The organism is Streptomyces sp. NPDC050549 (assembly GCF_040655035.1).
Lineage (GTDB): Bacteria > Actinomycetota > Actinomycetes > Streptomycetales > Streptomycetaceae > Streptomyces.
In genome coordinates, this window is record NZ_JBFAJD010000014.1 from 47,283 (window position 1) to 73,076 (window position 25,794).

Annotated in this window: 23 protein-coding genes and 3 pseudogenes; 18 read left to right on the forward strand and 8 right to left on the reverse strand. The window is 70.2% G+C overall.

Going from position 1 to position 25,794, the window contains the following annotated elements; genetic code table 11:
- Window positions 1–3 precede the first annotated feature (3 nt).
- Window positions 4–624, forward strand: coding sequence for a V-type ATP synthase subunit D (locus tag AB0I51_RS21540; RefSeq protein WP_362977410.1), 621 nt, complete (start codon window positions 4–6; stop codon window positions 622–624).
- Window positions 625–829: 205 nt separating this feature from the next.
- Here the strand turns inward: AB0I51_RS21540 and AB0I51_RS21545 are convergent, their stop codons facing one another.
- The 3 genes from AB0I51_RS21545 to AB0I51_RS21555 form a co-directional block, all read right to left on the reverse strand.
- Window positions 830–1,060, reverse strand: coding sequence for a dsRBD fold-containing protein (locus AB0I51_RS21545; RefSeq protein ID WP_362977693.1), 231 nt, complete (start codon window positions 1,058–1,060; stop codon window positions 830–832).
- Between the two features lie 472 nt (window positions 1,061–1,532).
- Window positions 1,533–1,679: a hypothetical protein gene (locus AB0I51_RS21550; RefSeq protein ID WP_362977412.1), complete on the reverse strand. Its 147-nt coding sequence runs from the start codon at window positions 1,677–1,679 to the stop codon at window positions 1,533–1,535.
- A complete protein-coding gene (locus AB0I51_RS21555; RefSeq protein ID WP_362977414.1) occupies window positions 1,676–2,344 on the reverse strand; it encodes a metalloregulator ArsR/SmtB family transcription factor in 669 nt (222 codons plus the stop codon). Before AB0I51_RS21555 ends, AB0I51_RS21550 begins: the two co-directional genes overlap by 4 nt.
- Before the next feature lie 86 nt (window positions 2,345–2,430).
- Between AB0I51_RS21555 and AB0I51_RS21560 the strand changes: the two genes are divergently transcribed.
- From AB0I51_RS21560 to AB0I51_RS21575, 4 genes and pseudogenes are all read left to right on the forward strand, one after another.
- Window positions 2,431–3,789, forward strand: a complete 1,359-nt coding sequence (locus AB0I51_RS21560; RefSeq protein ID WP_362977416.1) for a rhodanese-like domain-containing protein — start codon at window positions 2,431–2,433, stop codon at window positions 3,787–3,789.
- Window positions 3,786–5,039: an MFS transporter gene (locus tag AB0I51_RS21565; RefSeq protein WP_362977418.1), complete on the forward strand. Its 1,254-nt coding sequence runs from the start codon at window positions 3,786–3,788 to the stop codon at window positions 5,037–5,039. Before AB0I51_RS21560 ends, AB0I51_RS21565 begins: the two co-directional genes overlap by 4 nt.
- Window positions 5,036–5,283 (forward strand): annotated as a pseudogene (locus AB0I51_RS21570) (IS5/IS1182 family transposase); the annotation flags it as partial. The gene AB0I51_RS21565 and the pseudogene AB0I51_RS21570, both read left to right, overlap by 4 nt.
- Window positions 5,284–5,599: 316 nt before the next feature.
- Window positions 5,600–5,758 carry a hypothetical protein gene (locus AB0I51_RS21575; protein ID WP_362977420.1) on the forward strand — a complete coding sequence of 53 codons (159 nt, stop codon included), beginning with the start codon at window positions 5,600–5,602 and terminating at the stop codon, window positions 5,756–5,758.
- A 263-nt stretch (window positions 5,759–6,021) separates the two neighbouring features.
- Here AB0I51_RS21575 and AB0I51_RS21580 read toward each other — a convergent pair whose 3' ends face one another.
- From AB0I51_RS21580 to AB0I51_RS21590, 3 genes are read right to left on the reverse strand one after another with little or no spacing between them, the layout of a single operon-like run.
- Window positions 6,022–6,264 carry a thioredoxin family protein gene (locus AB0I51_RS21580; RefSeq protein ID WP_362977422.1) on the reverse strand — a complete coding sequence of 81 codons (243 nt, stop codon included), beginning with the start codon at window positions 6,262–6,264 and terminating at the stop codon, window positions 6,022–6,024.
- A 30-nt stretch (window positions 6,265–6,294) separates the two neighbouring features.
- Window positions 6,295–7,344 (reverse strand): permease, encoded by a 1,050-nt coding sequence (locus AB0I51_RS21585; RefSeq protein WP_362977424.1) that lies wholly within the window; start codon window positions 7,342–7,344, stop codon window positions 6,295–6,297.
- Window positions 7,341–7,682: a metalloregulator ArsR/SmtB family transcription factor gene (locus AB0I51_RS21590; protein WP_362977426.1), complete on the reverse strand. Its 342-nt coding sequence runs from the start codon at window positions 7,680–7,682 to the stop codon at window positions 7,341–7,343. Before AB0I51_RS21590 ends, AB0I51_RS21585 begins: the two co-directional genes overlap by 4 nt.
- A gap of 219 nt (window positions 7,683–7,901) precedes the next feature.
- On the opposite strand from AB0I51_RS21590, the pseudogene AB0I51_RS21595 reads away from it, so the two are divergent.
- The 6 genes and pseudogenes from AB0I51_RS21595 to AB0I51_RS21620 form a co-directional block, all read left to right on the forward strand.
- Window positions 7,902–8,176: pseudogene (locus AB0I51_RS21595) on the forward strand (IS30 family transposase); the annotation flags it as partial.
- A 4-nt stretch (window positions 8,177–8,180) separates the two neighbouring features.
- Window positions 8,181–8,474: pseudogene (locus AB0I51_RS21600) on the forward strand (integrase core domain-containing protein); the annotation flags it as partial.
- A gap of 488 nt (window positions 8,475–8,962) precedes the next feature.
- The gene (panD, locus tag AB0I51_RS21605) at window positions 8,963–9,382 is read left to right on the forward strand and encodes an aspartate 1-decarboxylase (RefSeq protein WP_362977428.1); all 420 of its coding nucleotides are present in this window, start codon (window positions 8,963–8,965) and stop codon (window positions 9,380–9,382) included.
- Window positions 9,383–9,404: 22 nt separating this feature from the next.
- Window positions 9,405–9,752, forward strand: a complete 348-nt coding sequence (locus tag AB0I51_RS21610) for a GNAT family N-acetyltransferase (protein ID WP_362977430.1) — start codon at window positions 9,405–9,407, stop codon at window positions 9,750–9,752.
- 48 nt (window positions 9,753–9,800) lie between these two features.
- Entirely contained in the window at window positions 9,801–10,439 is a 639-nt protein-coding gene (locus AB0I51_RS21615) for an aspartate/glutamate racemase family protein (RefSeq protein ID WP_362977432.1), read from the forward strand.
- Between the two features lie 862 nt (window positions 10,440–11,301).
- Window positions 11,302–11,655 (forward strand): VOC family protein, encoded by a 354-nt coding sequence (locus AB0I51_RS21620; protein WP_362977434.1) that lies wholly within the window; start codon window positions 11,302–11,304, stop codon window positions 11,653–11,655.
- Window positions 11,656–11,694: 39 nt separating this feature from the next.
- Here the strand turns inward: AB0I51_RS21620 and gndA are convergent, their stop codons facing one another.
- On the reverse strand, window positions 11,695–13,134 hold the full coding sequence (gndA, locus tag AB0I51_RS21625; RefSeq protein ID WP_362977436.1) for an NADP-dependent phosphogluconate dehydrogenase: 1,440 nt from the start codon (window positions 13,132–13,134) through the stop codon (window positions 11,695–11,697).
- 268 nt (window positions 13,135–13,402) lie between these two features.
- Between gndA and AB0I51_RS21630 the strand changes: the two genes are divergently transcribed.
- Complete coding sequence (locus AB0I51_RS21630; protein ID WP_362977438.1) at window positions 13,403–14,608, forward strand: transglycosylase family protein; 1,206 nt, start codon at window positions 13,403–13,405, stop codon at window positions 14,606–14,608.
- Here the strand turns inward: AB0I51_RS21630 and AB0I51_RS21635 are convergent.
- Window positions 14,598–15,731 (reverse strand): DMT family transporter, encoded by a 1,134-nt coding sequence (locus AB0I51_RS21635; protein WP_362977440.1) that lies wholly within the window; start codon window positions 15,729–15,731, stop codon window positions 14,598–14,600. The two genes, AB0I51_RS21630 and AB0I51_RS21635, sit on opposite strands and share 11 nt — an antisense overlap.
- 210 nt (window positions 15,732–15,941) lie before the next feature.
- Here AB0I51_RS21635 and AB0I51_RS21640 point away from each other — a divergent pair, with 210 nt between their 5' ends.
- The 6 genes from AB0I51_RS21640 to AB0I51_RS21665 all read left to right on the forward strand — a co-directional run bounded on the left by AB0I51_RS21640 (window position 15,942) and on the right by AB0I51_RS21665 (window position 25,730).
- Complete coding sequence (locus tag AB0I51_RS21640) at window positions 15,942–16,691, forward strand: (2Fe-2S)-binding protein (protein WP_362977442.1); 750 nt, start codon at window positions 15,942–15,944, stop codon at window positions 16,689–16,691.
- Between the two features lie 39 nt (window positions 16,692–16,730).
- A complete protein-coding gene (glgA, locus tag AB0I51_RS21645) occupies window positions 16,731–17,882 on the forward strand; it encodes a glycogen synthase (RefSeq protein WP_362977444.1) in 1,152 nt (383 codons plus the stop codon).
- A gap of 51 nt (window positions 17,883–17,933) precedes the next feature.
- Complete coding sequence (gene glgC, locus AB0I51_RS21650) at window positions 17,934–19,154, forward strand: glucose-1-phosphate adenylyltransferase (protein WP_362977446.1); 1,221 nt, start codon at window positions 17,934–17,936, stop codon at window positions 19,152–19,154.
- A 143-nt stretch (window positions 19,155–19,297) separates the two neighbouring features.
- Window positions 19,298–21,913, forward strand: coding sequence for a PA14 domain-containing protein (locus AB0I51_RS21655; protein WP_362977448.1), 2,616 nt, complete (start codon window positions 19,298–19,300; stop codon window positions 21,911–21,913).
- Window positions 21,914–21,930: 17 nt separating this feature from the next.
- Complete coding sequence (locus tag AB0I51_RS21660; RefSeq protein WP_362977450.1) at window positions 21,931–24,249, forward strand: GH92 family glycosyl hydrolase; 2,319 nt, start codon at window positions 21,931–21,933, stop codon at window positions 24,247–24,249.
- 155 nt (window positions 24,250–24,404) lie between these two features.
- Window positions 24,405–25,730 carry a wax ester/triacylglycerol synthase family O-acyltransferase gene (locus AB0I51_RS21665; protein ID WP_362977452.1) on the forward strand — a complete coding sequence of 442 codons (1,326 nt, stop codon included), beginning with the start codon at window positions 24,405–24,407 and terminating at the stop codon, window positions 25,728–25,730.
- Window positions 25,731–25,794 lie beyond the last annotated feature (64 nt).

Below are 25,794 nucleotides of genomic sequence, written 5' to 3' on the forward strand. Positions count from 1 at the left end.
CCCATGGCGGACCCGCGCATCCCGCCCGGACGGGCCGGCCGGATGAGGCTGCGCCACAGCCTGGAGGTCGCGCGGCGTGGAGCGGACCTGCTCGACCAGAAACTACGCATCCTGCGTGCCCGGCACGAGGAGCTGCTGCGCGCCGAGCACACCGCGCGGGATCACTGGCACGAGCGTCTGGGGGAGGCCGAGACCTGGCTACGGCGCGGGCTGCTCATCGGCGGCGAAGAGTCCCTGGACACGCTGCCCACGACGCGTCCCGCCGAGGTGGAGATCGTCTGGACGTCCACGATGGGCGTACGACACCCGCAGACCGCGTCCTGCACGGTGCCGGAGCGGGAAGCGGACGCACCGGCGCCCGCGAACACCGCACTGATCCATGCCGAGGCCGCCTACGCCGAAGCCCTGCGGGACGCTGCCGACTACGCGGTCACCCGCGCCGCGGCACGCGCCGTCGGGGCCGAGGTACTCAGCACCAGGCAGCGCGTGCGTGCCCTGCAGCGCCACTGGATCCCGCGACTGGAGCAGGCGCTGGCCCGCGTCGACCTCGCTCTGGAACAGAGCGAGCACGAGGACGCGGTGCGCCGGCGCTGGGCCGCCCGTGCCCTTCAGGACGGTTTGTGACGGCAGCAGGCGGCAGCGCGCGCCCATGGCTGCGGCTCTCGGCGTCGCGACCACCGGCGAAGACAAGGACAACCTCGTCGTCAGCCTCCTCGCGCCTCGCTTCCGGCAGCCGACCGGAAGCTTCCGGTCGGCTGCCAACGCCTTGTCGACGGCGGATCGGTGACCTGCGAGGCGGCGTACGACGTGTGCCGTAGTCCGAGCGTCGTCACGGCTTGGCGGGACCCGCCAACTGGACGATGTCGGAGAAGTAGACGTCGTGGAGCCGGATGGCGAGATCTTCCAGGGCGCGGCTGGCGGCGAGTTCGTCGCCGATCTCCGGAATGGAACGGTCGATCGGGTTGCGGCGGGCCGTTCCCCGGCCGGTCACCGTCGACGTGTCCCGGGTGTTCAGGACGGCACGTGCGTGCGTGTCGTCGCCTTCTACGGTGAGGTAGATCCGTACCGGTCCACCGCTTGGCTTCCATGGTGCTCACTCCCGAGTGGAGGGTGTGAGGGCCGGGTGGGCCGGTCCGCAGGGATCCTGAGCGGGACTGCGGGAGGGCGCGCGGGGCGGCTCCTGCCTCCACTCCTCAGCCTGCGCCCCTCCGCACGGGCGGTCCAGGGTCGAACGGCCCGCCCGCAATGCGTCATCGTCCATCCTCCCGGGCGGTGTCTCCGGCTCGTGAGGGCCGTCCGGCCGTAATGAAGAGGGCACGGCGGACGGTGCCCTTCGGGACGACACGCTTCCGTAGGCGCGACGCGGAGTCGCCTCGTACGCCCACCGATGGGGGCGTACGGCGGTCTGCGCGATACCTGCTGATCGGTGGGCGATCAGCAGGGGCGGGAGCACGAAACCGGTGCGGAGGCGGGTGATCCGGGGCGGGTGAGCGGCGGGCTGGCGGCGAAGGCAGAGGCCCGGCCGCGTATCACTACCCTGCGGTGAGCAGGTCCCATACGGCGCAGCCGGCGGAGCCGATGCCCGAACTGCCGCCCTCCACAAGAGAGGCGACGGCGAGGTCGCCGTTGTAGTCCAGGTGGACCGGCCCGCCCTGCAGCCCCGGGTGGGCGGGGGTCACGCGGCTTCTCCGGTGGTCACGGGCAGGTCGGCGAGGCGCCACTCCAGCATGCCGTCGGACAGCCGTACGGCTCGGCGCCCGCGGGCGTTGAGCAGTCGTACGGCGTCGTGGGCCAGGACGCAGTACTCGCCCCGGCAGTAGGCGACGACCTCGGTGTCGGCGGGCAACTCGGCGATGCGGTCGGCGAGTTCCTCGACCGGGATGGAGATGGCGCCGGGGATGTGCCCGGCGGCGTACTCCTCGGCCGGACGCACGTCCAGGACGACGACCTCGCCCGTCTGCGCGCGGGACAGCAGTTCCTCGCGCCCGACTCCCTCCGGCTGGTCGTCGCCGAGGTAGGCGGTGCGGGCGACCTCGACCCCGGTCTGGTGGGTCTGGGCGACCCGGCGCAGCAGGGCGTAGAGGACAGCGACGTCGTCTCCGGCCAGCCGGTAGTGGATGCGTACGCCCTCACGGCGGGTGGACACCAGCCCGGCCTGCTTGAGGGTCTGCAGGTGGGCGGAGGCGGTGGTCAGGTTCAGTCCGGCGGCCTTGGCAAGTGCGTCGACGGTGCGCTCGCCCTGGGCCAGCAGATCGAGCAGTTCCAGACGCTTTCCACTGCTCAGCGCCTTACCGGTGTGGGCGAAGGCGTCGTATAGCGCCGACTTGCGTGCGGGGTCTCCCACGGCATCCTCCATAAATCCATGGAATATTGTATCTGTGGGTGGGTGCGGTGACCACCCGGCGCCTACCGTGACACCAGGAGGACCTGATGGGCTTCGCCGACGATCACCTGATACCGCTGGTCGACGAAGGGCTGGGCAATAGCTCCTACCTCGTCGACCTGGACGATGGACGTGCCTTGGCGGTGGACGCGAGCCGGGATCTGCGTGCTCTGCGCACTGTCGCCGAGCGGCGCGGGCTGAGCGTCGCTTACGCCGCCGACACCCACCTGCACGCCGACTTTCTCACCGGTGCGCTCCAACTTGCCGCCGATGATGGGGCGTTGGTCCTGGCCTCCGCCGCAGGCCACCGCACCTTCCCGCACACCGCACTCGTCGACGGCGACGAGACCGACCTGGGCGGGCTGACCCTGCGGGCTTTGGCCACTCCCGGTCACACCGACGAGCACCTGTCCTTCCTCCTCCTGGACGGCACCCGGGAGTTGGGGGTCTTCACCGGCGGATCGCTGATCGTCGGCTCCGCCGCCCGCACCGACCTGCTCGGCCCCGAGCGAGCGGACGAACTCGCCCGCGCCCAGTACCACTCCCTGCGGCGCCTTACCCAGCTGCCGGACGCGACCGCCGTGTGGCCCACCCACGGCGCCGGTTCCTTCTGCTCCGCCCCGCCCGGCGCCGAACGCACCACCACCATCGGAGCCCAAAAGCGGGCCAACTCCCTGCTCGCCGCACTGGACGAGGACACCTTCGTACGGCAGCTGCTCGGCAGCCTCGGCTCCTACCCCGCCTACTTCGACCGCCTGGGTGAAATCAACCGGCGCGGCCCCGCAGTCCTCGATAATCCCCCCACCCTCGCCGCGCTCTCGGCGGCCGAGACGCGCCAACTGCTGGGCCAGGGCGCCCAGATCATCGACATACGCCCCGTCACGGACTTCGCCCACGGCCACATACCCGGCGCGATCTCCATCCCGCTGCGCGACCAATTCGCCACCTGGCTCGGCTGGCTGCTGCCCGACGCCACCCCCCTCGTGTTTGTCACCGCTGCCGGCCAGGACCTCGCCGAACTCACCTGGCAGGCCCTGAAGATCGGATACGAGCGGCTGGCCGGACACCTGGACTGGACCGCTTGGCAGGCGGACGGCGGAAAGCAGCAGACCATCGACCTGCTCACCGCCGACCGCATCGCCGACCGTCCGGTCCTCGACATCCGACAGCGGGCCGAGCACGTCGCCGGCCACATCCCCGGCGCCGTCGGCATCGAACTCGGTGAACTGACCGCCCATGCCAATGAAGCACCGGCCGCCGCCGTGGTCGCCTGCGGGCACGGTGAGCGCGCCATGACCGCCGCCAGCCTCCTCGCGCGTGCCGGACACGACAACCTCGCCGTCCTGGACGGTGGACCGGGCGACTGGGCCAAGGCCACCGGCCGCACCCTGGAGGAAGGCGCGTGACCACCGCTGCCACCCCCGGTGGCATACGGCTCGGACTGCGCGCCAACCTCGCCCAGTTCACCCTGCTCGTCGCGGTGAACGCACTGGTCGGCGGCATGCTCGGCCAGGAGCGCACCGTCCTGCCGCTGCTCGCCGACGACGTCTTCCACCTGTCCGCCTACACCGCCGCCCTCACCTACATCCTGGCCTTCGGCGCCACCAAGGCCATCACCAACTTCTTCGCCGGCACCTTCTCCGACCGCTACGGCCGTAAGCCCGTGCTTATCGCAGGATGGCTGATCGCTCTCCCGATACCCGCCATGCTCGCCTGGGGCCCGACCTGGGGCTGGATCATCGCCGCCAACGTCCTGCTCGGCATGAACCAGGGCCTGACCTGGTCCACCACCGTCATCATGAAGATCGACCTGGTCGGCCCGGAACGCCGCGGCCTGGCCATGGGCTTCAACGAGGCCGCCGGATACGTCGCGGTCGCCGCCACCGCCGTGGCCACCGGCGCCATCGCCGAACACGCCGGGCTACGCCCGGAGCCGTTCCTCCTCGGCGCCGCCTACCTAGTCCTGGCCCTGGGCCTGTCCACCATCTTCGTCCGCGAGACCCGCGACCACGCCCGCGCCGAGGCCGCACTCCACCCCGTACAGACAGCCAAGGAGGTGACCACGGCCCAGATCGCCCGCCGCACCAGCTTCACCGACAAGGCCCTGTCCGCCGCCAGCCAGGCAGGCATGGTCAACAACCTCAACGACGCACTCGCCTGGGGCATCTTCCCCCTGCTCTTCGCCGCCCACGGCCTGTCCATCGCCCAGATCGGCGTCCTCGCCGCCCTCTACCCCGCAGTGTGGGGCGCGGGCCAGATGCTCACCGGCTGGTGGTCCGACCACGTCGGCCGTAAACACCTCATCACCGTGGGCATGCTGCTCCAGGCCGCCGCCATCGGCCTCGTCGCCGCCGGAACCACCTTCTCCGTCTGGGCCGTCGCCCAGATCCTGCTCGGCATCGGCACCGCGCTGGTCTACCCGACGCTCCTCGCCGTCATCGGCGACGTCGCCCACCCCGCCTGGCGCGCCCGCGCCGTCGGCGTCTACCGCCTGTGGCGCGACGGCGGCTTCGCCGTCGGCGCCCTGCTCGCCGGAATCCTCGCCGACGCCTACGGCCTCACCACCGCCATCTGGACCGTTGCCGCCCTCACCGCCACCTCCGGCCTCCTCGTCGCGATCCGCATGTACGAAACCCACCCACGCTCGGTGAACTGAGACCTGAATCATGGGAGCTCTCCCCGCGGGTCGTGCTGCCCGCGCCGACCCGACCGCAGGGTGGCGGCCGACGCCGCCGCGGGCACCGTGGGCTGCCTGCGGCGATCATCTGTCTGGCCGCCTCGGGCCGAACCTGGAAGCAACTGCCGCCTCTGTTCGGCCCATCCGGGCCGACCGCGCGCCCGCACCCCACCGAGAGCCGGTCGCGCTGCGCGATTGCCCGGTGAACACGCGGGCGCTGAAAAAGGGGGTGCAATCTGGGAGTGGAACAGCCGGCTACTCACGCGCGAGAGGTTCGGTGACGTCGATCCCTCCGCCGAACCCGAGGCCGTTGAGGATGCCCCGCGGCCGGTGCAGACGATCGTGAACTACGACGAGCCGGACTTCACCCCGTACAGCGCGAGGTCCTCGGGCCCGGATAGGGGAAGGGCGAGGAACGGCGGGCGGCGCGTGAGCACAAAGCACGCGTCTTCAGCGACTACTTCCATTTCGGCCAGGCACGGGAGCTGATCGGCGCCGCTACCGGACCCGAACGTCCCGCGGTCGCCCCGGAGACGCCGTTGGCCTTCAACGGGTTCGCTCCCGACTTCGTCCACCGCAGCATCCCGGCACCCGATCTGACGATCGAGCAGGTGGTGGAAGTGGGTGTCACGTTCGCCCACGAGGCGCTGAAGGCCCACGTGAACGCGTTCAGCGAAATCCGCCGCACGGACCGCTGACCGAGGCGGGCGACCGCTCGGACAGACCGAGTCGGAAACGGGCATCACGGCCGGCCAGGGAGGACCACCGCCCATGCCCCACGGACAACTCCCCTGCCGACCACGAAGGCGGGGGAAGGGCGGAAGAGCAACGACGGCCGGGCGTCGCAGACGCACAAGCGGGCACGTTCTCACCGAGCTCGGCGCGTCGAAGACCTGCTGTGGGCCCACGACCAGCCACCGGGACCGGGCCGGCAGCGGCCGGGGAGGAACGACGACGGTCGTCAGCCGATGATGTTGGTAAGGAGTTCGCGGACCTGGGCGGGGGTGGGGACGCGGCCTGAGGTGAGGACTTTCTCGTCGACGACGAGGGCGGGTGTACTCATGATCCCGTAGGCGGCGATGGTGGGGTAGTCGGTGATCTTCTCGATGGTGGCGTCGAGACCGAGGGCGTTCACGGCTTCGCGGGTCGCGCGTTCCAGGGTGCGGCAGTTGGCGCAGCCGGGGCCGAGTACCTTGATGATCATTTGGGGTGTCCTTTCGGGATCGGGTGAGGGTCAGGCGAGGACGAGGTTGAACAGGTAGCCGACGGCGACGATGCCGGTGGCGACGACGGCCACGAAGGCGGCCAGCAACTGCGGTTTCAGGACGCGGCGCAGCAGAATCATCTCGGGCAGCGAGAGGGCGACGACGCTCATCATGAAGGCGAGCAGGGTGCCCATCGGGAGTCCCTTTTCGTACATGGCCTGGACGAGGGGCATGACGCCGGCGGCGTTGGAGTACAGGGGCACGCCGATGGCGACGGCGATCAGGACGCCGAAGGCGTTGCCGCCTCCGGCATGGGAGGTGAAGAAGTCGGCCGGCGCCCAGCCGTGGATGACGGCACCGAGGCCGATGCCGACAAGCAGATAGGGCCAGATCTTGCGCAGGATCGTGGTGACCTCTTCGGCGCCCATCTGGAGACGCTGGGCGAACGTGAGGCCGGCGGTGGAGTCGATGACCTGCCCGCCCAGGCGGGTCTCGAACACGAAGGGTTCGACCCATTTCTGTACACCGAGGCGGCCCAGCGTCCAGCCGGCGACGACGGCCACGCTCAGGCCGGCCGCGATGTAGAGAGCCGTGATCTGCCAGCCGAACAGGGTGAACAGCAGGCCGATCGCGATCTCGTTGACCAGCGGGCTGGCGATGAGGAAGCTCAGCGTGACTCCGATCGGGACGCCGGCGGCGACGAACCCGATGAACGCCGGTACGGCGCTGCACGAGCAGAACGGGGTGATCACGCCCAGGCCGGCGGCCATGACGTTGCCGACACCCTGCCGCTTGCCGCCGAGCAGCGCGCGGGTACGTTCGATGCTCATGTAGGAGCGCAGGACGGTGACGACGAAGATGATGCCCACCAGCAGCAGAGCGATCTTGACCGTGTCGTAGCAGAAGAAGTGGATCGTCTCCGTCGACCGGACATCTGCCCGTAGCCCGGCGACGTCGTAGAGCAGCCGGTCCCACACCCATCCGTTGATCCAGTAGGCGAGTATCCAGGCACACGCGGCACCGGCCAGGGTCAGCGTCCTGCCGCGGGTCGAGGCGGGCAGCCGTTCGGCGATGCTCATGGCCGCACCCGCCCCGGCGCGGGCAGCCCGGGCAGCGACGAGCGCATGTGGGCGAGTGCATCGTCGGCGAGGGCGTAGTCGATCCAGCGGCCCCGTCGGCTGGTGGTCACCAGCCCGGACTCGCGCAGCACCTTGAGGTGGTAGCTGAGCAGGTTCGAGGCGATCGGCAGGTGCTCCTGCAGGCTGCACACGCATGCCGATCCGTGCACGAGCTGTTGCAACACGCTCCAGCGGACCGGGTCGGCGACGACCTGCAGCAGGGACACCGACGCGGCTGCCGCCAAGTCCGCTTCGAGCAGCGGTCCGACGGTCGTTTCAGTCCCTGTTGAATCAATCATGCCTGAAGTGTGGATCGCCCCGGTCCACGTCGACCCGGGCCGGAAGGGTACCGGCACATCGCCGAACGGACCTTCCTCCGTGGTCCGTTCGGCGCTGCTGAACGCCGCAGCCGCCGCTGCCGACACCTCATGGGACGGGACGGCCGGTACTGGGACGGCGCGGCCGGTACATGGAGGGGGTGATCGGGCGAGCTGTCGCGTCCTGACGTGGGTCCGGGCCACGCGCAGTTCGCGCTGGAGACCGGGACGCGGGTGTTCCTCGCTGACCCGCACGCACCGTGGCAGCGCCCGACGAATGAGAACACGAACGGTCTGCTGCGGCAGTACTTCCCCAAGGCACCGACCTGTCGCGCTGGTCCGCCGACGAACTCGAGGCCGTCGCTCACGCGCTCAACAACCGGCCACGAAAGATCCTCGGGTGGAAGACGCCCGCTGAAGTCCTCGAGGAGCAACTGCGCTCGCTTCAACAAGTCGGTGTTGCACCGACCAGTTGAACTCGCCCAGTTCCGCTCCCGGAAGTTCGTCCAGGCCCTCGACCGCCACCGGATCGTCGGATCGATAGGGAGAGTCGGCGCGGCCGGCGACAACGCGGCCATGGAGTCCTTCTTCAGCCTGCTGCAGAAGAACGTCCTCGACCGCCGATCCTGGGCCACTCGCGAGGAACTGCGGATCGCGATCGTGACCTGGATCGAGCGGACCTACCACCGACGCCGCAGACAGGCTTCGCCCGGCCGGCTGACCCCCGTCGAATTCGAGAGCGTCATGACCACACAGGCCCTCCAGGCCGCGTGACCGAACCTGACCTGTCACCCAAAGCTGCACCAGACCCGTCATCAGAGACACCGGTTTGGCTAAGCCGTGATTCAGTGATGTGTGGCCCCGCCGCGTCGGCCGCTGAGGTTTCCCGGAATTGCGGTCGCCTCATCCTGCGGGGCGGAATGAGAGAGGGTTGGGCCAGCTGACCAACGGCGGTACGTGGCCCGACTTGGTCGAGTGACTTCGCACCTGATGGCCGTCCAGACCGTCCGAGTGGCGATGCTCACTGACGTCCTTCAAATGGTGCTGGGTAGGCTCGGGCCGTCGTCGCGGTGGCGTCCGCGACAGTAGTGGATGCCCTCTTCAGTCGCCTGACGAGGTGTCAGGAAAATCGGCAAGTGGTCAGCATGAGTCCTGCAAAAACCCGGGGAAGGCTGACCGTGCGTGCGACTCGTTGTAGGGTGAGGAAACAGCCCTTGACCTGCAAAAATGCAGGCAGGGAGCCTACTTGTGGGAGCGCCCCGATGTTGCGTACCATGTTCAAGTCCAAGATCCACCGTGCCACCGTCACCCAGGCCGACCTGCACTACGTCGGCTCCGTCACCATCGACGCCGACCTGCTGGACGCCGCCGATCTGCTGCCAGGCGAGCTGGTCCACATCGTCGACATCACCAACGGTGCCCGCCTGGAGACGTACGTCATCGAGGGCGAGAGGGGCTCCGGTGTCATCGGGATCAACGGGGCCGCCGCCCACCTCGTGCATCCCGGAGACCTGGTGATCATCATCAGTTACGCTCAGGTGTCCGACGCCGAGGCGCGGGCGCTTCGGCCCCGGGTCGTGCACGTGGACTCCGCCAACCGGATCGTGGGCCTGGGTGCCGATCCGTCCGAGCCGGTGCCGGGTTCGGAGCAGGCGCGCAGCCCGCAGGCCGTCACGGCCTGACCACCACACCAGGAGAAGGCCCATGAGCGAGATCGAGATCCGTGACGACCGGGCGGCGGGCCGCCTGGAGGCGATCGGCGACGGCGACGAAGTCGTAGGCCACATCGAGTACTTCGTCCTCGAATCCCCCGAGCGCACCCTCGTCCCGGTCCACACGATCGTGGAACCGGCCCACGAGGGAAAGGGCATCGCGGGCTCACTTGCCCGCGAGCTGTACGGCATCGCAGCCCGCGAGGGCATCGTCGTCGCCCCGCTCTGCCCGTACGTCGTGAAGTGGGCGGCCCACCACCCCGACGAGGCCCCGGCCGCGGACCCCGCGCTGCTCAAAGCTGCGATGGAATGGCTGACGGCCCATCCCGGCCGGTTCTAGACAGGACAGCCGGTACCGGTTCCGGTTCCGGAGGAAAGGCCCGCCCCCGTGCTCGCCCTGCTGCACACCTCACCCGCCCACGTCCCGGTCTTCGACGCCCTGCGTGACGAGGACCAACAGGGCCTGGAACTACGGCACTTCGTCGACGAGGAACTGCTCGCGCGGGCCCGCCGCGAGGGACCGGAAGCGGTGACCGACGCGGTACGGGACGTGCTGGAGGAGGCTGTCGCCGAAGGGGCCCGGGCGGTGCTGTGCACCTGCTCGACCATCGGCGCGGTGGCGGAGTCGGCCGGTGTCGGCGTCGGCGTGCCGGTGCTCCGTATCGACCGCCCGATGGCGGCGGCGGCCGTCGCCGCCGGTACCCGTGTGGTCGTGGCCGCCACGCTGGAGAGCACGCTGGGGCCGACCGTGGCGCTGGTCGAGGAGGAGGCCCGCCGTAGCGGCCGCCCCGTCGCCGTCCGCACCCTGCTCGTCGAAGGCGCCTGGGCCCGCTTCGAAGCCGGCGACACCGAGGGCTGCGCCCGCCTGGTCGCCGATGTCGTGGACACGGTCACGGCCGCCGACGCGATCGTCCTCGCGCAGGGCTCCATGGCCGACGCCCAGCACCTGACGACCACCCCGGTGCCGGTGCTGTCGAGCCCGCGGCTGGGGCTGGCTGCGGGGGCTCGGGCGGTGCGGGTCGGGTGAGTCCGGCGGGGTCGGGCGACGCGCGTGGGGCAAGTCCGGCGGGGCTCGGGTCATGGGTGGCGGGTGAGCTTGGCGGGGCCGAGGGTTGTACGTCGGGTGAGTTCGGCGGGGTCTGGAGGCTCTGTGTCGGGTGAGTTCGGCGGGGCCTGGGTGTTGTGTGCCGGGGAGTCTGGTGGGGCTGGGGAGACGCGTGCGGGGTGAACGCGGCGGGGCTCGGGTCACGGGTGCGGGTGAGTTCGGCGGGGTCCGGAGGCTCGGCGGCGGGTGAGTTCGGCGGGCTCTGGAGAGTCGGTGGCGGGTGGGCTCGGCAGCGCCCGGGGACTGTGCGTCGGATGAGTCCGCCGGTGTCCGGGTGGTGCGTGTCGGCCGCGTTCGGCGGTGCTCCGGCGCGTGTGTCGGGTGAGCCCGCCCGGGTGAGTGGCGGCGCGGGTGACGGGTAGGCGGGGGAGTAGTCCAGAGCCGACGCACTCAATGGCTGGAGGACAGGATGACCAACCCGTACCCCGATCCCGTACCACCCGGACCGATCCCGGGCCCCGACCCCGTACCCCCAGGACCGATCCCGGGCCCCGGTCCCGTACCGCCGGGCCCGACTCCCGGCCCCGGCCCCACACCGGACCCGGAACCGCCGACGCCCCGGCCCACGCCACCGCCGGGTCCCGTCCCCGGCCCGTCCCCGGTCCCGCCCGGCCCGACCCCGGAGCCCTCCCCGTCCCCGATCCCGCCGGGCCCGGAACCCGTACCCAACCCGGAGCCGGGACCGCCGCTCACCTGATGCCGGGACCGCCGCTCACACGAATCCGACCCCCTTGGACGGCTCGTCCGAAATCGCCGCCCCGGCACTCCTGGCAGGATGGCCGATATGGAACGTGTGCTTGGAATCGGCGGACATTTCATGCGGGCCACCGACCCGTCGGCCCTGAGCGTCTGGTACCGCGACTGCCTCGGCCTGGACACCGACGAGCACGGTCTGTGGCAACAGGAAGCCGGGCCGACGGTGTTCGCGGCCTTCCCGGCCGACACCGACTACTTCGGGTCCCGCACCCAGCAGGCGATGCTCAACTTCCGGGTCCGCGACCTCGACGCGATGCTCGCGCAGCTGCGCGCCGAGGGCGCGGATGTGGACGAGGAGATTCAGGAGATGGACGGCGTCGGCCGCTTCGGCTGGGTCACCGATCCCGAGGGCAACCGGATCGAACTGTGGCAGCCCGCCTGACCGGATCCCCGGCAGGCGGGCTCTGCACAGCGGGCCGGGTCAGCCCGAGACCTCCGAGCGGTCACCGCCCCAGAGGGTGTGGAACGAGCCGTCCCGGTCCACTCGGCGGTACGTGTGCGCCCCGAAGAAGTCCCGCTGTCCCTGCGTGAGCGCCGCGGGCAGCCGCTCGGCGCGCAGTGCGTCGTAGTAGGCGAGGGCCGCGGAGAAGCCCGGTGTCGGGACGCCCTGGCGGGTCGCCGCGACGACCACTTCGCGCCAGTCGTCCTGCGCCGCCGCGATCTCCTGCGCGAACGTCTCGTCCGACAGCAGGCTCGGCAGGTCCGCGCGAGCGTCGTACGCGGAGCGGATCCGGTCGAGGAAGGCCGCGCGGATGATGCAGCCGCCGCGCCAGATCGAGGAGACCGCGCCGAGGTCGACGTTCCAGTCGTACTCCTCGCTGCCCGCCGCGATCTCGTGGAAGCCCTGCGTGTACGACACGATCTTCGACGCGTACAGCGCCTGCTCGACCCGGTCCGCGAAGGCCCCCGCCTCGGCCTCGCCCAGCGGGGAGGCGGTCGGTCCGGCCAGACCGCGCGAGGCCTCGCGCAGCGCCGCGTGCCCGGAGATGGAGCGGGCGAAGACCGCTTCCGCGATGCCGGAGACCGGGACGCCGAGGTCCAGGGCGATCTGCACCGTCCAGCGGCCCGTGCCCTTCTGCTCGGCCTGGTCGACGACGACGTCCACGAACGGCTTGCCGGTGGCCGCGTCCACGTGGGACAGCACCTCGGCGGTGATCTCGATCAGGTACGAGTCCAGCCTGCCCGTGTTCCAGGTGCGGAAGATCTCCGCGATCTGCGCGGGGGAGTACCCGGCGACATCGCGCAGCAGCTGGTACGCCTCACCGATCAGCTGCATGTCGGCGTACTCGATGCCGTTGTGCACCATCTTCACGAAGTGCCCGGCGCCGTCGGGACCCACATGGGTCACACAGGGCGCCCCGTCCTCCGCCTTCGCGGAGATCTTCTCCAGCATCGGACCGAGCGAGTCGTACGACTCCTTCGGGCCACCGGGCATGATGCTCGGCCCGTTCAGTGCGCCCTCCTCGCCGCCGGATACGCCCATGCCGACGAAGTGGATGCCCTGTTCGCGCAGGTCGCGCTCGCGGCGGCGGGTGTCCGCGAAGTGCGCGTTGCCGCCGTCGATGATCATGTCGCCGGGTTCGAGGAGCGGGGCGAACTCCTGGATCACCGCGTCCGTCGGCTCACCGGCCTTGACCATGATGACCAGGCGCCGCGGTCGCTCCAGCGCGGTCACGAAGTCCTTGGCCGTCTCCGCCGCGATGAAGTCGCCCTCGCCGCCGAACTCCTCCACCAGGGCGTGGGTGCGGGACGCGGTCCGGTTGTGCACGGCGACCGTATAGCCGTTGCGCGCGAAGTTCCGGGCGAGGTTGCGGCCCATGACCGCGAGGCCCGTGACGCCGATCTGCGCTGAAGTGCTCATTCGGTTGGCTCCTAAAGATCAGGAAGATCAGGCCTAAAGATCAGGCCTAAAGATCAGGAAGGTCCTGAACATCGGTGGTACCTGTCGTGTTCGCCAGTATTGCCGCACGGTCCATCCTGGCCTGCCGGTACCCCGGCCGCACGTGCTCACCGCAACCGGAGCGGCCCGCTCGCCACTTGTGCCGCAGGGCGGCCGGTTGCCGTCTTGTCATGGCCTGTTCGGGGCGCTTACTTTTGGCCCTCCTGACGTATGTCGAGGGGGATTCTCCATGGCCGTACGCGGCCGGCACCGCCGGTATCAGCCGAACAGGATCAACCGTTCATCGCTCCTCACGGTCACGGCGGGCGGTGCGGGCATCGCGATCCCTCTCGTCGGCGCCGGTGCCGGCAGTGCCCAGGCGGCCGATGTGAGCACCTGGAACAAGGTCGCCGCCTGCGAGTCCAGCGGCGACTGGAGCATCAACACCGGCAACGGGTACTACGGCGGGCTCCAGTTCACCCAGTCCACCTGGGAGGCGTACGGCGGCACGGCGTACGCGAGCCGCGCGGATCTGGCCACCCGGGACCAGCAGATCGCAGTGGCGGAGAAGGTGCTCAAGGGCCAGGGCCCCGGCGCCTGGCCGGTGTGCTCGGTGCGCGCCGGGCTCACCCGGGGCGGCGGCACCCCCGACATCCACGTCGGCGGCACGAAGACCACCGACACGGCGAAGACCAAGGCCCAGGACGCCAAGACGCAGACCGTCAAACGGTCCGTGAAGGACGTACAGCCGCAGACCACACCGCAGTCCCGCGCGGGCACCGTCGAGATGTACACGGTCGTGCGCGGCGACACCCTCTCCGGGATCGCCGAGACCGAGCGTGTCGACGGCGGCTGGCACGAGCTCTACGCCGCCAACCGCACGACGGTCGGCGACGATCCGGACCTGATCCTGCCGGGCCAGCGGCTGAGCCTGCACGCCAAGGCCGGGACGAAGGCCCGTACGACGACCAAGCCGGCCACCAAGTCCACGACGAAGAAGGCCTCTTCGGACACCGCGGAGAAGAAGACCACCACCAGGAAGTCGACGAGCCGCTCCCTCGTCGCTCCCGTCGACGCCCCCATCGGCACGGCGTACCACGCGGAGGGCTCAGCCTGGTCGAAGGGCTACCACACCGGCGTCGACTTCCTTGTCCCCACCGGCACTTCGGTGAAGGCCGTCGAGGCCGGGCAGGTGGTCACCGCGGGCTGGGGCGGCTCCTACGGCTACCAGGTGGTGATCCGGCACGCCGACGGGCGGTACTCGCAGTACGCGCACCTGTCCGCGATCTCGGTGCGGGACGGTCAGTCCGTCGGCGCCGGGCAGCGCATCGGGCGGTCGGGGTCCACCGGTAACACCACGGGCCCGCATCTGCACTTCGAGGTGCGGACGGGGCCCGGCTTCGGTACCGACATCGACCCGCTCGCCTATCTGCGGGCCGGTGGCGTCAGGATTTGACTCGGGTGCGATGCCGGTCGTGGACCGGCATCATCACGTAGAGCCCGGCGTGGAACGGGCCGAAGTAGCTCGGTGGTTCAGCGGAGCCGGCCGGTTCCAGGGTCTCGTAACCCTCGCCGGCCGGGATCGCCGCCGGGGCCGGGACGAGAATGTCCCCGGCCGTGACGCCGACGTTCGCGCTCACGTCGACGGGCTGTCCAGGGAGGGCGTCGAGCAACTCCTCGATGGGCGAAGGTGCGACGGGGATGCTCGGCGCCGCGCTGCCGTCGGCGGAGCGGGACGGTGCGTGCTCGCTCTCCAGCCGCTCCGTGGTCAGCAGGATCAGGCCACCGGCGGCGACCACTCCCGCGCTCAGGGCGAGCAGGGTGCCCGTAGTGCCGTAGCGGAAGGTCTCGCCGAACATCGTGATGCCGACGACGGCCGCCACCACCGGGTTCACGACCGTCAGGACCGCCAGCGGGGCCGCCAGGCCGGCGCCCCGGTAGGAGGCCTGCGAGAGCATCAGACCGGCCACGGCGAATACGGCGATCACGGCCAGGAACGGGATGTCGGTCGCCGATATCGCGCCGTTGTCCCAGTCGACCGTCACCGTCTTCGTGAACACCGAGGACATGCCGAACGCTATGCCGGACGCGGTCGCCAGCAGCACGCTGCGGACCGCCGGGTGCCGGTGTGCCGCGCGGCCCGCGATCATCAGGGTCGCGACCACCGCGCCGGTGAACACCGCCACGGACACCCGCTGGGCGGTGCTCAGCGAGTGGCTGTCGGACGCGCCGACCAGGGAGAGCAGACCGGCGAGACCGATCGTCGCCATGATCGCGCCGCGCCAGGCGGTGGAACCGGCCTTGCGGCCGACGAACAGAGCCGCCATCGGCAGTGCGAACACAATCGTCAGCGCGCCCAGCGGCTGCACCAGGCTCAGCGGGCCGTAGGCCAGCGCCACCACGTGCAGCAGACCGCCGCTGCCGTTCAGCGCGACCGCTGCCCACCAGCTCGGGCGGCGCAGCGGGGCGTACTCCTGGTCGGGAGAGGACACCGCGACCCGCTCCTGCACGATCGCTCCGCCCGCGTAGGCCACGGCGGAGACGAGCGACAGCAGGATGGACAACGCGAGGGCGCTCATCGGCAGCTCCTCTGCGTCAGGCGGGCGCCTCTGGCACCACGCGGCGAACGGTCGGCTTTCATACAGAACACGATGCCGTTCGATGTTCTTCCCGTCGTCGTACCTGAGCACCGATTGGGTAGTACTGCCGATGGAGTACGAAACCCCCCTTGTCCTCCCCAAGGTGGGTGACATCAGGGGGACACCCCCTGGGGGGAACCCCTAGAAGCCTTGGTACTACTGCTGTTCGTGGACCTGGACCCCGAACTCGCCGCGCTCCGACCCCTCGGCAGCTTCTTCGTACTACGCACGGGCGCGGCGCCGAACGGCCCGCTGCCGACGCTCGCGACGACCTACGAAAACCCGCTGTCGGATGTTTACGGAAAATCCCTTATTTTCCGTGTCCATGTCGTCGCGGAGCGTCTCCGTGCCCCTGAGCTGCGCATTGCCGCCTCGGTGGCACAACAGGCGCTCGCGGCCCGCTTGTGGTCGGCGGCGCTCGGCTGCGCCGCCCTCTACGGCCGTATCCCGGACCTCGACGCACGCCTGCTGCACTGGGACGCGGACAGCGGTGCCCCGGACGACCTGTGGCTGGCCGAGGTCCACCCGCTGCCCGTCGACGCTCTCGTGGACGTCGTGCTCCACGGCCACCTGGAGCCGCTGACCGCCGCCCTGGTCGCCCACCACCGCATGTCCGCCGGGCTGCTGTGGGGCAACGCGGCCTCCGCGCTGGCGGGCGCGGCCCGCGAACTCGACCGCTGGGCACGCGCGCGTGGGCGTACGGAAGTGGCCACGCGCGCGCGTGGCCTCACGGCGGAACTCCTCGCCCACCCCCTCCTGGCGGGCGCCGGAACCCTCACCGGAACCGCCTTCCGGCGCCGCAGCTGCTGCCTCTACTACCGGGTCCCCGGCGGCGGGATCTGCGGGGACTGCTGCTTCACACAGCCGCCCGGCTCTTCCGCGAAAGCCGCTTCTGGGTGACCATGAGTGCAATCAGCCGCCGAGAACAAGGGGTTACGGGTGCGAGTGGGACTGCTGACCCGGGAGTACCCGCCGGATGTGTACGGCGGCGCGGGCGTCCATGTGGAGTTCCTGGCCCGGGAGTTGAGGCCCCTGGTCGACCTGGACGTGCACTGCTGGGGCGAGGGCCGCACGGAGGGCGTCGTACGCCACCGCTCCTGGTCGGCCCTGGACGGCGCCAACGACGCCCTGCGCACCTTCTCCGTGGACCTCTCCATGGCCGCCGCCCTCGAAGGCCGCGAACTCGTCCACTCCCACACCTGGTACGCGAACCTCGCCGGCCACTTCGCCAAGCTCCTCCACGGCGTACCGCACGTGATGACCGCCCACTCCCTGGAGCCGCTGCGCCCCTGGAAGGCCGAGCAGCTCGGCGGCGGATACGCGCTCTCCAGCTGGGCCGAGCGCACCGCGATCGAGGCCGCGGACGCGGTGGTCGCCGTATCGGGAGCCATGCGCGAGGACATCCTCGCCTGCTACCCGTCGCTGGACCCCGAGACGGTACGGGTCATCCACAACGGCATCGACACCACGCTCTACCGGCCCGACCACGGCACCGACGTCCTCACCCGGCTCGGCATCGACCCCGACCGCCCCTACGTCCTGTTCGTCGGCCGCATCACCCGCCAGAAGGGCGTGCCCCATCTGCTGCGCGCGGTGCGCGGTCTCGATCCGGCCGCGCAGGTCGTGCTCTGCGCGGGCGCGCCGGACACGCCGGAGATCGACCGGGAGTTCCGCGAGCTCTTCGAGGAGCTGAGCCGGGTCCGCGAGGGCGTGCACTGGATCCCCCAGATGCTGCCCCGCCCGGAGGTGATCCAGCTCCTCACCCATGCCACCGTGTTCGCCTGTCCCTCGGTGTACGAGCCCCTGGGGATCGTCAACCTGGAGGCGATGGCCTGCGGTACGGCGGTGGTCGCCTCCCGGGTCGGGGGCATCCCCGAGGTGGTGGCGGACGGCGAGACCGGCCTGCTGGTGTCCATCGAGGAAAACTTCGAGGAGAACCTGGCGACGGCCCTCGACTCCGTGCTCGCCGACCCGGAGACCGCCAAGCGCATGGGCGAGGCGGGGCGGAAGCGCGCGGTGGGCGAGTTCGGCTGGGACGCCGTGGCGCTGCGCACCGCGCGGCTCTACGAGGAGATCCTCAAACAGGCTTAGTGTGCGCTGCTCAGGGGCAGGCTGGGGTCAACCAGGGTGAGGGGAGCGGCCATGCGTCGTGGCGGACCTTCGGTGCTCGGGATCGTGCTGGCGGGCGGTGAGGGCAAGCGGCTGATGCCCTTGACCGCCGACCGGGCCAAACCCGCTGTCACCTTCGGCGGGACGTACCGCCTAGTGGACTTCGTGCTGTCCAATCTCGTGAACGCCGACATCCTGCGCATCTGCGTCCTCACGCAGTACAAGTCGCACTCGCTGGACCGCCACATCACCACCACCTGGCGGATGTCCAGCCTGCTCGGCAACTATGTGACCCCGGTGCCTGCCCAGCAGCGCCTGGGGCCACGCTGGTACCTCGGCAGCGCCGACGCGATCCTCCAGTCGCTGAACCTGATCTACGACGAGCGCCCCGAGTACGTCGCCGTCTTCGGCGCCGACCACGTCTACCGCATGGACCCCCGGCAGATGCTCGCCCAGCACATCGAGAGCGGCGCGGGCGTCACCGTGGCCGGCATTCGCGTCCCGCGCGCGGAGTCCTCGCAGTTCGGCGTGATCACCCCGGGCTCGGACGGCCAGACGGTCGAGCGCTTCCTGGAGAAGCCCGCCGACCCGCCGGGCCTGGTCGACGACCCGGAGTGCGTCTACGCCTCGATGGGCAACTACATCTTCACCACCAAGACCCTGATAGAGGCCCTCCAGCGGGACGCCGAGGACATCGGCTCGGTGCACGACATGGGCGGCTCGATACTGCCCGCCCTCACCGACCGGGGCGAGGCCGCGCTGTACGACTTCAGCGCCAACCACGTCCCCGGCGAGACCACCCGCGACCAGGGCTACTGGCGGGACGTCGGCACCCTGGACGCCTACTACGACGCACACATGGACCTCATCGCCGAGCGCCCCGCCTTCAACCTCTACAACCGCAACTGGCCCATCTACACCCACTCCGGCCAGCTCTCCCCGGCCCGCTTCAACGCCGGCGGCATGGCCAGTGAGTCGATCATCAGCTCCGGGTGCCTCATCCGCGGCCAGGTCACGCGCTCGGTGCTCTCCCCGGGCGTGGTGGTCGATCCGGGAGCGGTCGTCCAGGGCTCGATCCTGCACGACAACGTCCACATCGGGCGGGGTGCGGTGGTCCGGGGTGCCGTCCTCGACAAGAACGTCGAGGTGCCGCCGGGCGCGACGATCGGGGTCAACCCGGAGCGCGACGCAGACCTGTACACGGTCTCCAAGGGCGGCGTCATCGCCCTGGGGAAGGGTCAACTGGTCACGTGACACCGAACATCGGCCCCGGTGCGTTCCGACCGCACCGGGGCTTTGCCGCGCCTTGACGCAAGCTTGTCATGTCCCTGGACGGAATGCGGAATCCGTGTTGTCATGCCAACTGCAGCCCATGACAACGTTGTTATGGAGGTTCCGTGCGCATCAGACGTCTCAGAGACCGACTCGCGTTACTGCTCGCGCTGGCACTCGGCATCGCCGCCCTGGCGGCTGTCCCCACCGCGAGCGCGACCACCGCCGAGGACCCCGTGGAGATCCACGGCCTGAAGGGCGAGTACTACACCCAGTCCGCCCCCGGCGCCTTCGACTTCGCCGACCTCAAGGCCACCGGCGTCGACCCGAACCTCGACTTCGACAACCTCGAACCGCGACTCGCCTTCACCACCGGCCAGTCGGACGACGTCAGCATCCGCTGGACCGGAAAGATCGTGCCGACGAAGTCCGGACCCCACACCTTCTCGATCATCGGCGACAACGGCTTCCGCCTCTGGATCGGCGGACAACTCGTCATCGACCACTGGGTCGACGACTGGGACCACGAACAGACCGCCGCCCCCGTCGAGTTGACCGCCGGCACGGCCTACGACATCAAGGTCGAGTACTTCGAGCACTACGGCGGATCCAACCTCCACCTCCGCTGGACCGAACCCGGCGGCACCAAGGTCCCCGTCCCGCAGTCGGCCTTCCGTCTCCCCGACGGCTACGACTACGACGGCGCCCTCGCCGCCACGGTCACCAGCACGGGCCGCACCCTCGAACTCGACTTCGCCCAGCCCCTCGCCGCGCCCCCGGCCGACCTCAGCGACCACCTCGAAGCGGTGATCGGCGGCGCCAAGTGGCCGCTGGGGGCAGCCGAGTTGGACCCGGCCGATCCGCGCACCCTGATCGTCCCGCTCACCGAACCCGTCGTGGGCAACAAGACGGGCACCGCCCCCGGCACCGCCGACATCCGCTACGACGGCCGAGCCGGCCTCACCACGTCCGATGGCAACGTTATCAACGGCTTCTGGAGCACCGGCCCGAACCACTCCACCCACGAACTGCGCACCCAGTGGGCCGGCCAGGTGGGCCCGCACAACGCGCTCCCCGAGTACCCGCGCCCCCAGTTGACCCGCACCGACTGGCGAAACCTCAACGGCAGTTGGCAGTTCGCGGCGGCCACAGCGGGCGAGTCCCCGCCCGTCGGCCGGACGCTCGCCGAGCACATCCTCGTCCCGTACCCCGTCGAGTCCCAACTCTCGGGCCTGGAACGGCACGAGGACCGGATGTGGTACCGCCGCACCTTCACCGTCCCCGCCGACTGGAAGATCGGCTCGGGCAAACGGCTGCTGCTCAACTTCGGCGCCGTCGACTGGCGGGCCGAGGTCTACGTCAACGGCACGAAGGTCACCGAACACCAGGGCGGCTACGACAAGTTCAGCACCGACGTCACCGACGCCCTCAGGCCCGGCCGCACCCAGGAGCTGATCGTCGGCGTCTACGACCCGACCGACGCGGCGAACGGCGAGAACCCGCCCCTCGGCAAACAGCGCCTCGACCCGAGCGGCATCTGGTACACCCCGACCTCGGGCATCTGGCAGACGGTCTGGATGGAACCGGTCGCCCCCGACCACGTCGACTCCCTCAAGCTCACCCCGGACGTCACCAAGAGCCAACTCGCCGTCGAGGCACAGGGAGTTCGGGACGGCGTACCGATCACGGCGACGGCGTACGACGGAAAACGCGTGGTAGCCACCGCGCGCGGCCGCACCGGCGACCCGCTCACCCTGACCATCCCTAACCCCCAACTCTGGTCACCCGACAAGCCGTTCCTCTACGACCTGAAGGTCACCGTCGGCAAGGACCGGGTCGGCAGCTACTTCGGGATGCGCTCGATCGCCGTCGAGAAGGTGAACGGCGTTCCGCGCACGGTCCTCAACGGCAAACCGATCTTCATGATGGCCACCCTCGACCAGGGCTTCTGGCCGGACGGCCTGTACACCGCGCCGACCGACGAGGCACTCGCCCATGACCTCAAGGTGCACAAGGAGTTGGGCTTCAACGCGGTGCGCAAGCACATCAAGGTCGAGCCCGACCGCTGGTTCTACTGGGCGGACCGGCTCGGCCTCATGGTGTGGCAGGACATGCCCGCGACGACCGCCGGGGTGACCCCGTCGCCGGCCGCCCGCGCCGAGTACGAGCGCGAGATGAAGCAGATGATCGACCAGCACATCAGCAGCCCGTCGATCGTCATGTGGGTGACGTTCAACGAGGGGTGGGGCCAGTACGACGAGGCCCGCATCGCCGACCAGGCGAAGGCCTGGGACCCGACGAGGCTCGTCAACAGCATGTCCGGCATCAACCTCGGGGTCGACGGCGGCACCGGAGACATCATCGACGAGCACGGCTATCCCAGCCCCGCCCTGCCACCCCATCCGGACGGTCGACGCGCCCTGGTCAGCGGCGAGTACGGCGGCCTCGGGCTCGCGGTGCCCGGCCACGCCTGGTCGGTCCAGCAGTCGTACGTCGACGTCGATCCGACGGCCTACACCGACGACTACCTCGCCAAGCTCGCCGAGGTGCACGCCCTGACCTGTCGGGGAAGCAACGGCGCGGTCTACACCCAGATATCCGACGTCGAGGGCGAGTTGAACGGCCTGATGACATACGACCGGCGGGTGCTCAAGCCCGACGCGCAACGGGTGAAGGCCGCTCAGCAGGCACTGATCCGCGACGCCTCGCAGCCGACGCCCGCAGGGTGCCCCACCACCTGAACTCCCTTGGAGGACGTATGAGTTGGACCCGACGCCTGCGGTTGTGCATGGCGGGGGCGGTGGCAGTGTCCGCGCTGTTCGCCGCCCCCGCCACCGCCGCCCAGGCCTCGGCCGGTGGTCGACTCACCGACCTGGTCAACCCGTTCATCGGCACCGAGAACGACGGCAACACCTATCCCGGCGCCGCCGTGCCCTTCGGCATGGTGCAGTTCTCGCCGGACACCGGCCACAACACCGGCTACGACTACTCCCAGAACCACATCCGCGGCTTCTCCCTCGTGCACCTCTCCGGCGTCGGCTGCGGCCTCGGCGGCGACCTGCCCGTACTGCCCACGACCGGCGAGGTGACACAGACGGACTACGCCCAGTACGCGGCCGAGTTCAGCCACGACGACGAGCACGCGAGCCCCGGCTACTACCAAGTCGGCCTGAAAACAGGCATCGAGGCCGAACTGACGGTGACGGCACGCACGGGTGTCCAGCGCTACACCTTCCCGGCCACCGGCAAGGCCAACGTTCTGCTGAACGCGGCCCAGTCGCTGCACAGCGGCGTCTCCTCGAAGGTGGAGGTCCTCGACAGCAGGACCGTGCGCACCACCATCACCGGCCGCGGCTTCTGTCAGGACACCAAGCCCTACACCGTCTACACGATCACCCACTTCGATCGGCCCTTCACCACCTACGGCACCTGGAACGGCTCGACGGTGACGGCCGGTTCGAGGAGCGGGAGCGGTGGCGCGTACGTCCGCTTCGACACGACCAAGGACCGGACCGTCGAGGCGACCACCGCCCTCTCGTACGTCGATGCGCACGGTGCGGCCGTCAACCTCCGTGCGGAGGGCGGGAGTTCCTTCGACGCGGTACGCCACCGGGCCCAACGGGCCTGGGAGGACCGGCTCGACGACGTCCGCGCCCAGGGCGGCTCCGACAGTCTGCGCCGGACCTTCTACTCGTCCCTGTACCGGTCCTTCCTCGCGCCCAACATCGGCAGCGACGCCGACGGCCGGTACACCGGCTGGGACCAGCGGATCCACCGCGCGAAGGGCTTCACCTACTACCAGAACTGGTCTCTCTGGGACACCTACCGCACCCAGTCCCAGCTCCTCGCCCTCCTCGCGCCGCGCGAGGCCCGCGACATGGCGATCTCGGTGATCAAGATCGACGAGGAGAGCGGCTGGCTGCCCAAGTGGGGCTACGGCACGGTCGAGACGAACATCATGACCGGCGACCCGGTCACACCGTTCCTGACGAACGCCTATCAACAAGGGCTGCTCAAGGGCTACGACGAGCGTGCCTACCGGGCGTTGAAGCAGAACGCCGACGGCGTGCCGCCCACCGACTCGGCGGCTGTGGGCCGGGAGGCGAACAAGGAGTACATCGCGAACGGCTTCGCGCCGTACATCAAGGACCGCCCGCACGCGAAGCCCGGTGACTCGGACTACGACCACGGGGCCTCGGCCACCCTGGAGTACGCCCTCTCGGACGCGATGCTCGCGCAGATGGCCCGCGACCTCGGGCACGACGGCGACGCCGCGCGCTATGCCGCCCGCGCCCAGAGCTACCGGAACATCTTCGATCCGTCGACCGGCTTCTTCCGTGCCCGCGACACCTCCGGTGCCTTCGTCGGGCCGGCCGATCCGGCGCAGAGCGAGGGCTTCCACGAGGGCACGTCATGGCAGTACCAGTGGCTCGTGCCGCAGGACCTGCCCGGCATGGTCGACCTCATCGGCGGGCAGCGGGCGGCCAACGCCCGGCTCGACTCCTTCTTCGCCTACGACCAGTTGCTGGCCGACCCGGCGAAGACGGCCCGAGAGGTGTGGGTCAACGGGCCGTACGACTACTACAACGCGGACAAGTACAACCCGCAGAACGAGCCCGACCTGATCGCCCCGTACACCTATCTGTCGACCGGACAGCCGTGGAAGACGACCGATGTCGTCCATGCCGCGCTGACCCTGTTCACGGACGGCCCGACCGGCATGACCGGCAACGACGACCTCGGCACGATGTCCGCCTGGAACGTGCTGTCGTCGATCGGGATCTTCCCGGTGCAGCCCGGCTACGACACCTGGGGCCTGTCCACACCCGTCTTCGAGCGGGTCGACCTGACCCTGGACCGCCGCTACTACCCGCACGGCGCCCTGACCATCAAGGCGCCCGGCACCTCGGGCACCGACCGCTACATCCAGGCGGCGCGGACGGACGGGACGTCGTACGACCGCACCTATCTGACGACCGGCCTGCTGAGGTCCGTACGGTCGCTGGACTTCACGGTCGGCCCGCACCCGTCGGAGTGGGGTACGTCACCCCAGGCGGGACCACCGGCACTGAAGTGATCACAAGCGCCACTGGAGTCCCACCCCTCCCAGAGGGGTGGGACTGGGGCGAGTCGTTACCTGCTGTTAACTGTGCGTAGCTTGATTGTACTTGACCGTAATCGCTTGTCGGCGCTTCACTGCTTGCTCACCCCTAGTCGACGCGAGGCAAGCCTTTGACTTCCGACCTGCTCGCTCCACTCGACCTGGCGTTCTGGAACATCGAGTCCGACCGGAACCCGATGCACCTGGGCGCACTCGGCGTCTTCTCGGCGCACTCGCCCACCGCGGGAGCCCACGCCGCCGACCTCCTCGCCGCCCGCGCAGCCGCCGTCCCCGGACTGCGGATGCGCATCCGGGACATATGGCAGCCGCTGTCCCTGTCCTTCGGGAGCGCCGCCCGCGAGGAGGACCCCGACTTCGACCCGCTGCACCACGTACGGCTGCACGCACCGACCGCCGACTTCCAGGAGGTCGCGGGCCGACTGATGGAACGCCCGCTGGAGCGCGTCCGGCCCCCGTGGGAGGCGCATGTGCTGCCCGGCGAGGACGGTGTCTCCTTCGCCGTACTGTTCAAGTTCCACCACGCCCTGGCCGACGGACTGCGCGCGCTGACCCTCGCCGCCGCCATCCTCGACCCGATGGACATGCCCGAGCGGCGGCCCCGCCCGGAGGAGCCCGCGCGCGGCCTCCTGCCCGACGTGCGCAAGCTGCCCGGGCTGCTGCGGGACGCGTTGTCCGACGTCGGCCGGGCCCTCGACATCGGGGCGTCCGTCGCCCGCTCGACCCTCGACGTCCGCTCGTCGGCGGCACTGGCCTCCGTGCCGTCGGGCACCCGCCGTACCGCCGGAGTCGTCGTCGACCTCGACGACGTGCACCGGATCCGCAAGACCGTCGGCGGCACCGTCAACGACGTGCTCATCGCCGTCGTCGCGGGCGCCCTGCGCCGCTGGCTCGACGAACGCGGCGACGGCAGCGAGGGTGTCGCGCCCCGCGCCCTGATCCCTGTCTCCAAACGCCGCCCGCGCAGTGCGCAGCCGCAGGGCAACCGGCTCTCCGGGTATCTGATACGGCTGCCCGTCGACGACCCCGATCCGCTCGGGCGGCTCGACTCGGTGCGCGCGGACATGGACCGCAACAAGGACGCGGGCCCCAACCGGGGCGCGGGCGCCGTCGCCCTGCTGGCCGACCACGTACCGGCACTCGGCCACCGGCTCGGCGGACCCTTCGCCGCGCAGGCCGCCCGGCTCTGGTTCGACATCCTCGTCACCAGCGTCCCGCTGCCCAGCATCGGTCTGAAGCTCGGTGGCAACCCGGTCACCGCGGTCTTCCCGTACGCCCCGCTGGCCGGCGGCCAGTCCCTCGCGGTCGCCGTCTCCACCTTCCGGGGACACGTCCACTACGGCCTCGTCGCGGACGCGGCGGCCGTACCGGATCTCGATGTGTTCGCCCGTGCGCTGACCGAGGAGCTGGAGACACTCATCACCGCCTGCGGGTCGTGACGTGGCACGGGTTTGGTGCTGCGGCCCGGCGCTCCGTAAAATTCCCTGTTCGACGGCCGGTGCG

Bases quoted from the DNA above. Each gene is read 5' to 3' on its own strand.
- AB0I51_RS21540 (WP_362977410.1), top strand. From the start codon at position 4: ATGGCGGACCCGCGCATCCCGCCCGGACGGGCCGGCCGGATGAGGCTG.
- AB0I51_RS21560 (WP_362977416.1), top strand. From the start codon at position 2,431: ATGGGCTTCGCCGACGATCACCTGATACCGCTGGTCGACGAAGGGCTG.
- AB0I51_RS21580 (WP_362977422.1), bottom strand. From the start codon at position 6,264: ATGATCATCAAGGTACTCGGCCCCGGCTGCGCCAACTGCCGCACCCTG.
- AB0I51_RS21585 (WP_362977424.1), bottom strand. From the start codon at position 7,344: ATGAGCATCGCCGAACGGCTGCCCGCCTCGACCCGCGGCAGGACGCTG.
- AB0I51_RS21590 (WP_362977426.1), bottom strand. From the start codon at position 7,682: ATGATTGATTCAACAGGGACTGAAACGACCGTCGGACCGCTGCTCGAA.
- panD (WP_362977428.1), top strand. From the start codon at position 8,963: ATGTTGCGTACCATGTTCAAGTCCAAGATCCACCGTGCCACCGTCACC.
- AB0I51_RS21610 (WP_362977430.1), top strand. From the start codon at position 9,405: ATGAGCGAGATCGAGATCCGTGACGACCGGGCGGCGGGCCGCCTGGAG.
- AB0I51_RS21620 (WP_362977434.1), top strand. From the start codon at position 11,302: ATGGAACGTGTGCTTGGAATCGGCGGACATTTCATGCGGGCCACCGAC.
- gndA (WP_362977436.1), bottom strand. From the start codon at position 13,134: ATGAGCACTTCAGCGCAGATCGGCGTCACGGGCCTCGCGGTCATGGGC.
- AB0I51_RS21630 (WP_362977438.1), top strand. From the start codon at position 13,403: ATGGCCGTACGCGGCCGGCACCGCCGGTATCAGCCGAACAGGATCAAC.
- AB0I51_RS21635 (WP_362977440.1), bottom strand. From the start codon at position 15,731: ATGAGCGCCCTCGCGTTGTCCATCCTGCTGTCGCTCGTCTCCGCCGTG.
- glgC (WP_362977446.1), top strand. From the start codon at position 17,934: ATGCGTCGTGGCGGACCTTCGGTGCTCGGGATCGTGCTGGCGGGCGGT.
- AB0I51_RS21660 (WP_362977450.1), top strand. From the start codon at position 21,931: ATGAGTTGGACCCGACGCCTGCGGTTGTGCATGGCGGGGGCGGTGGCA.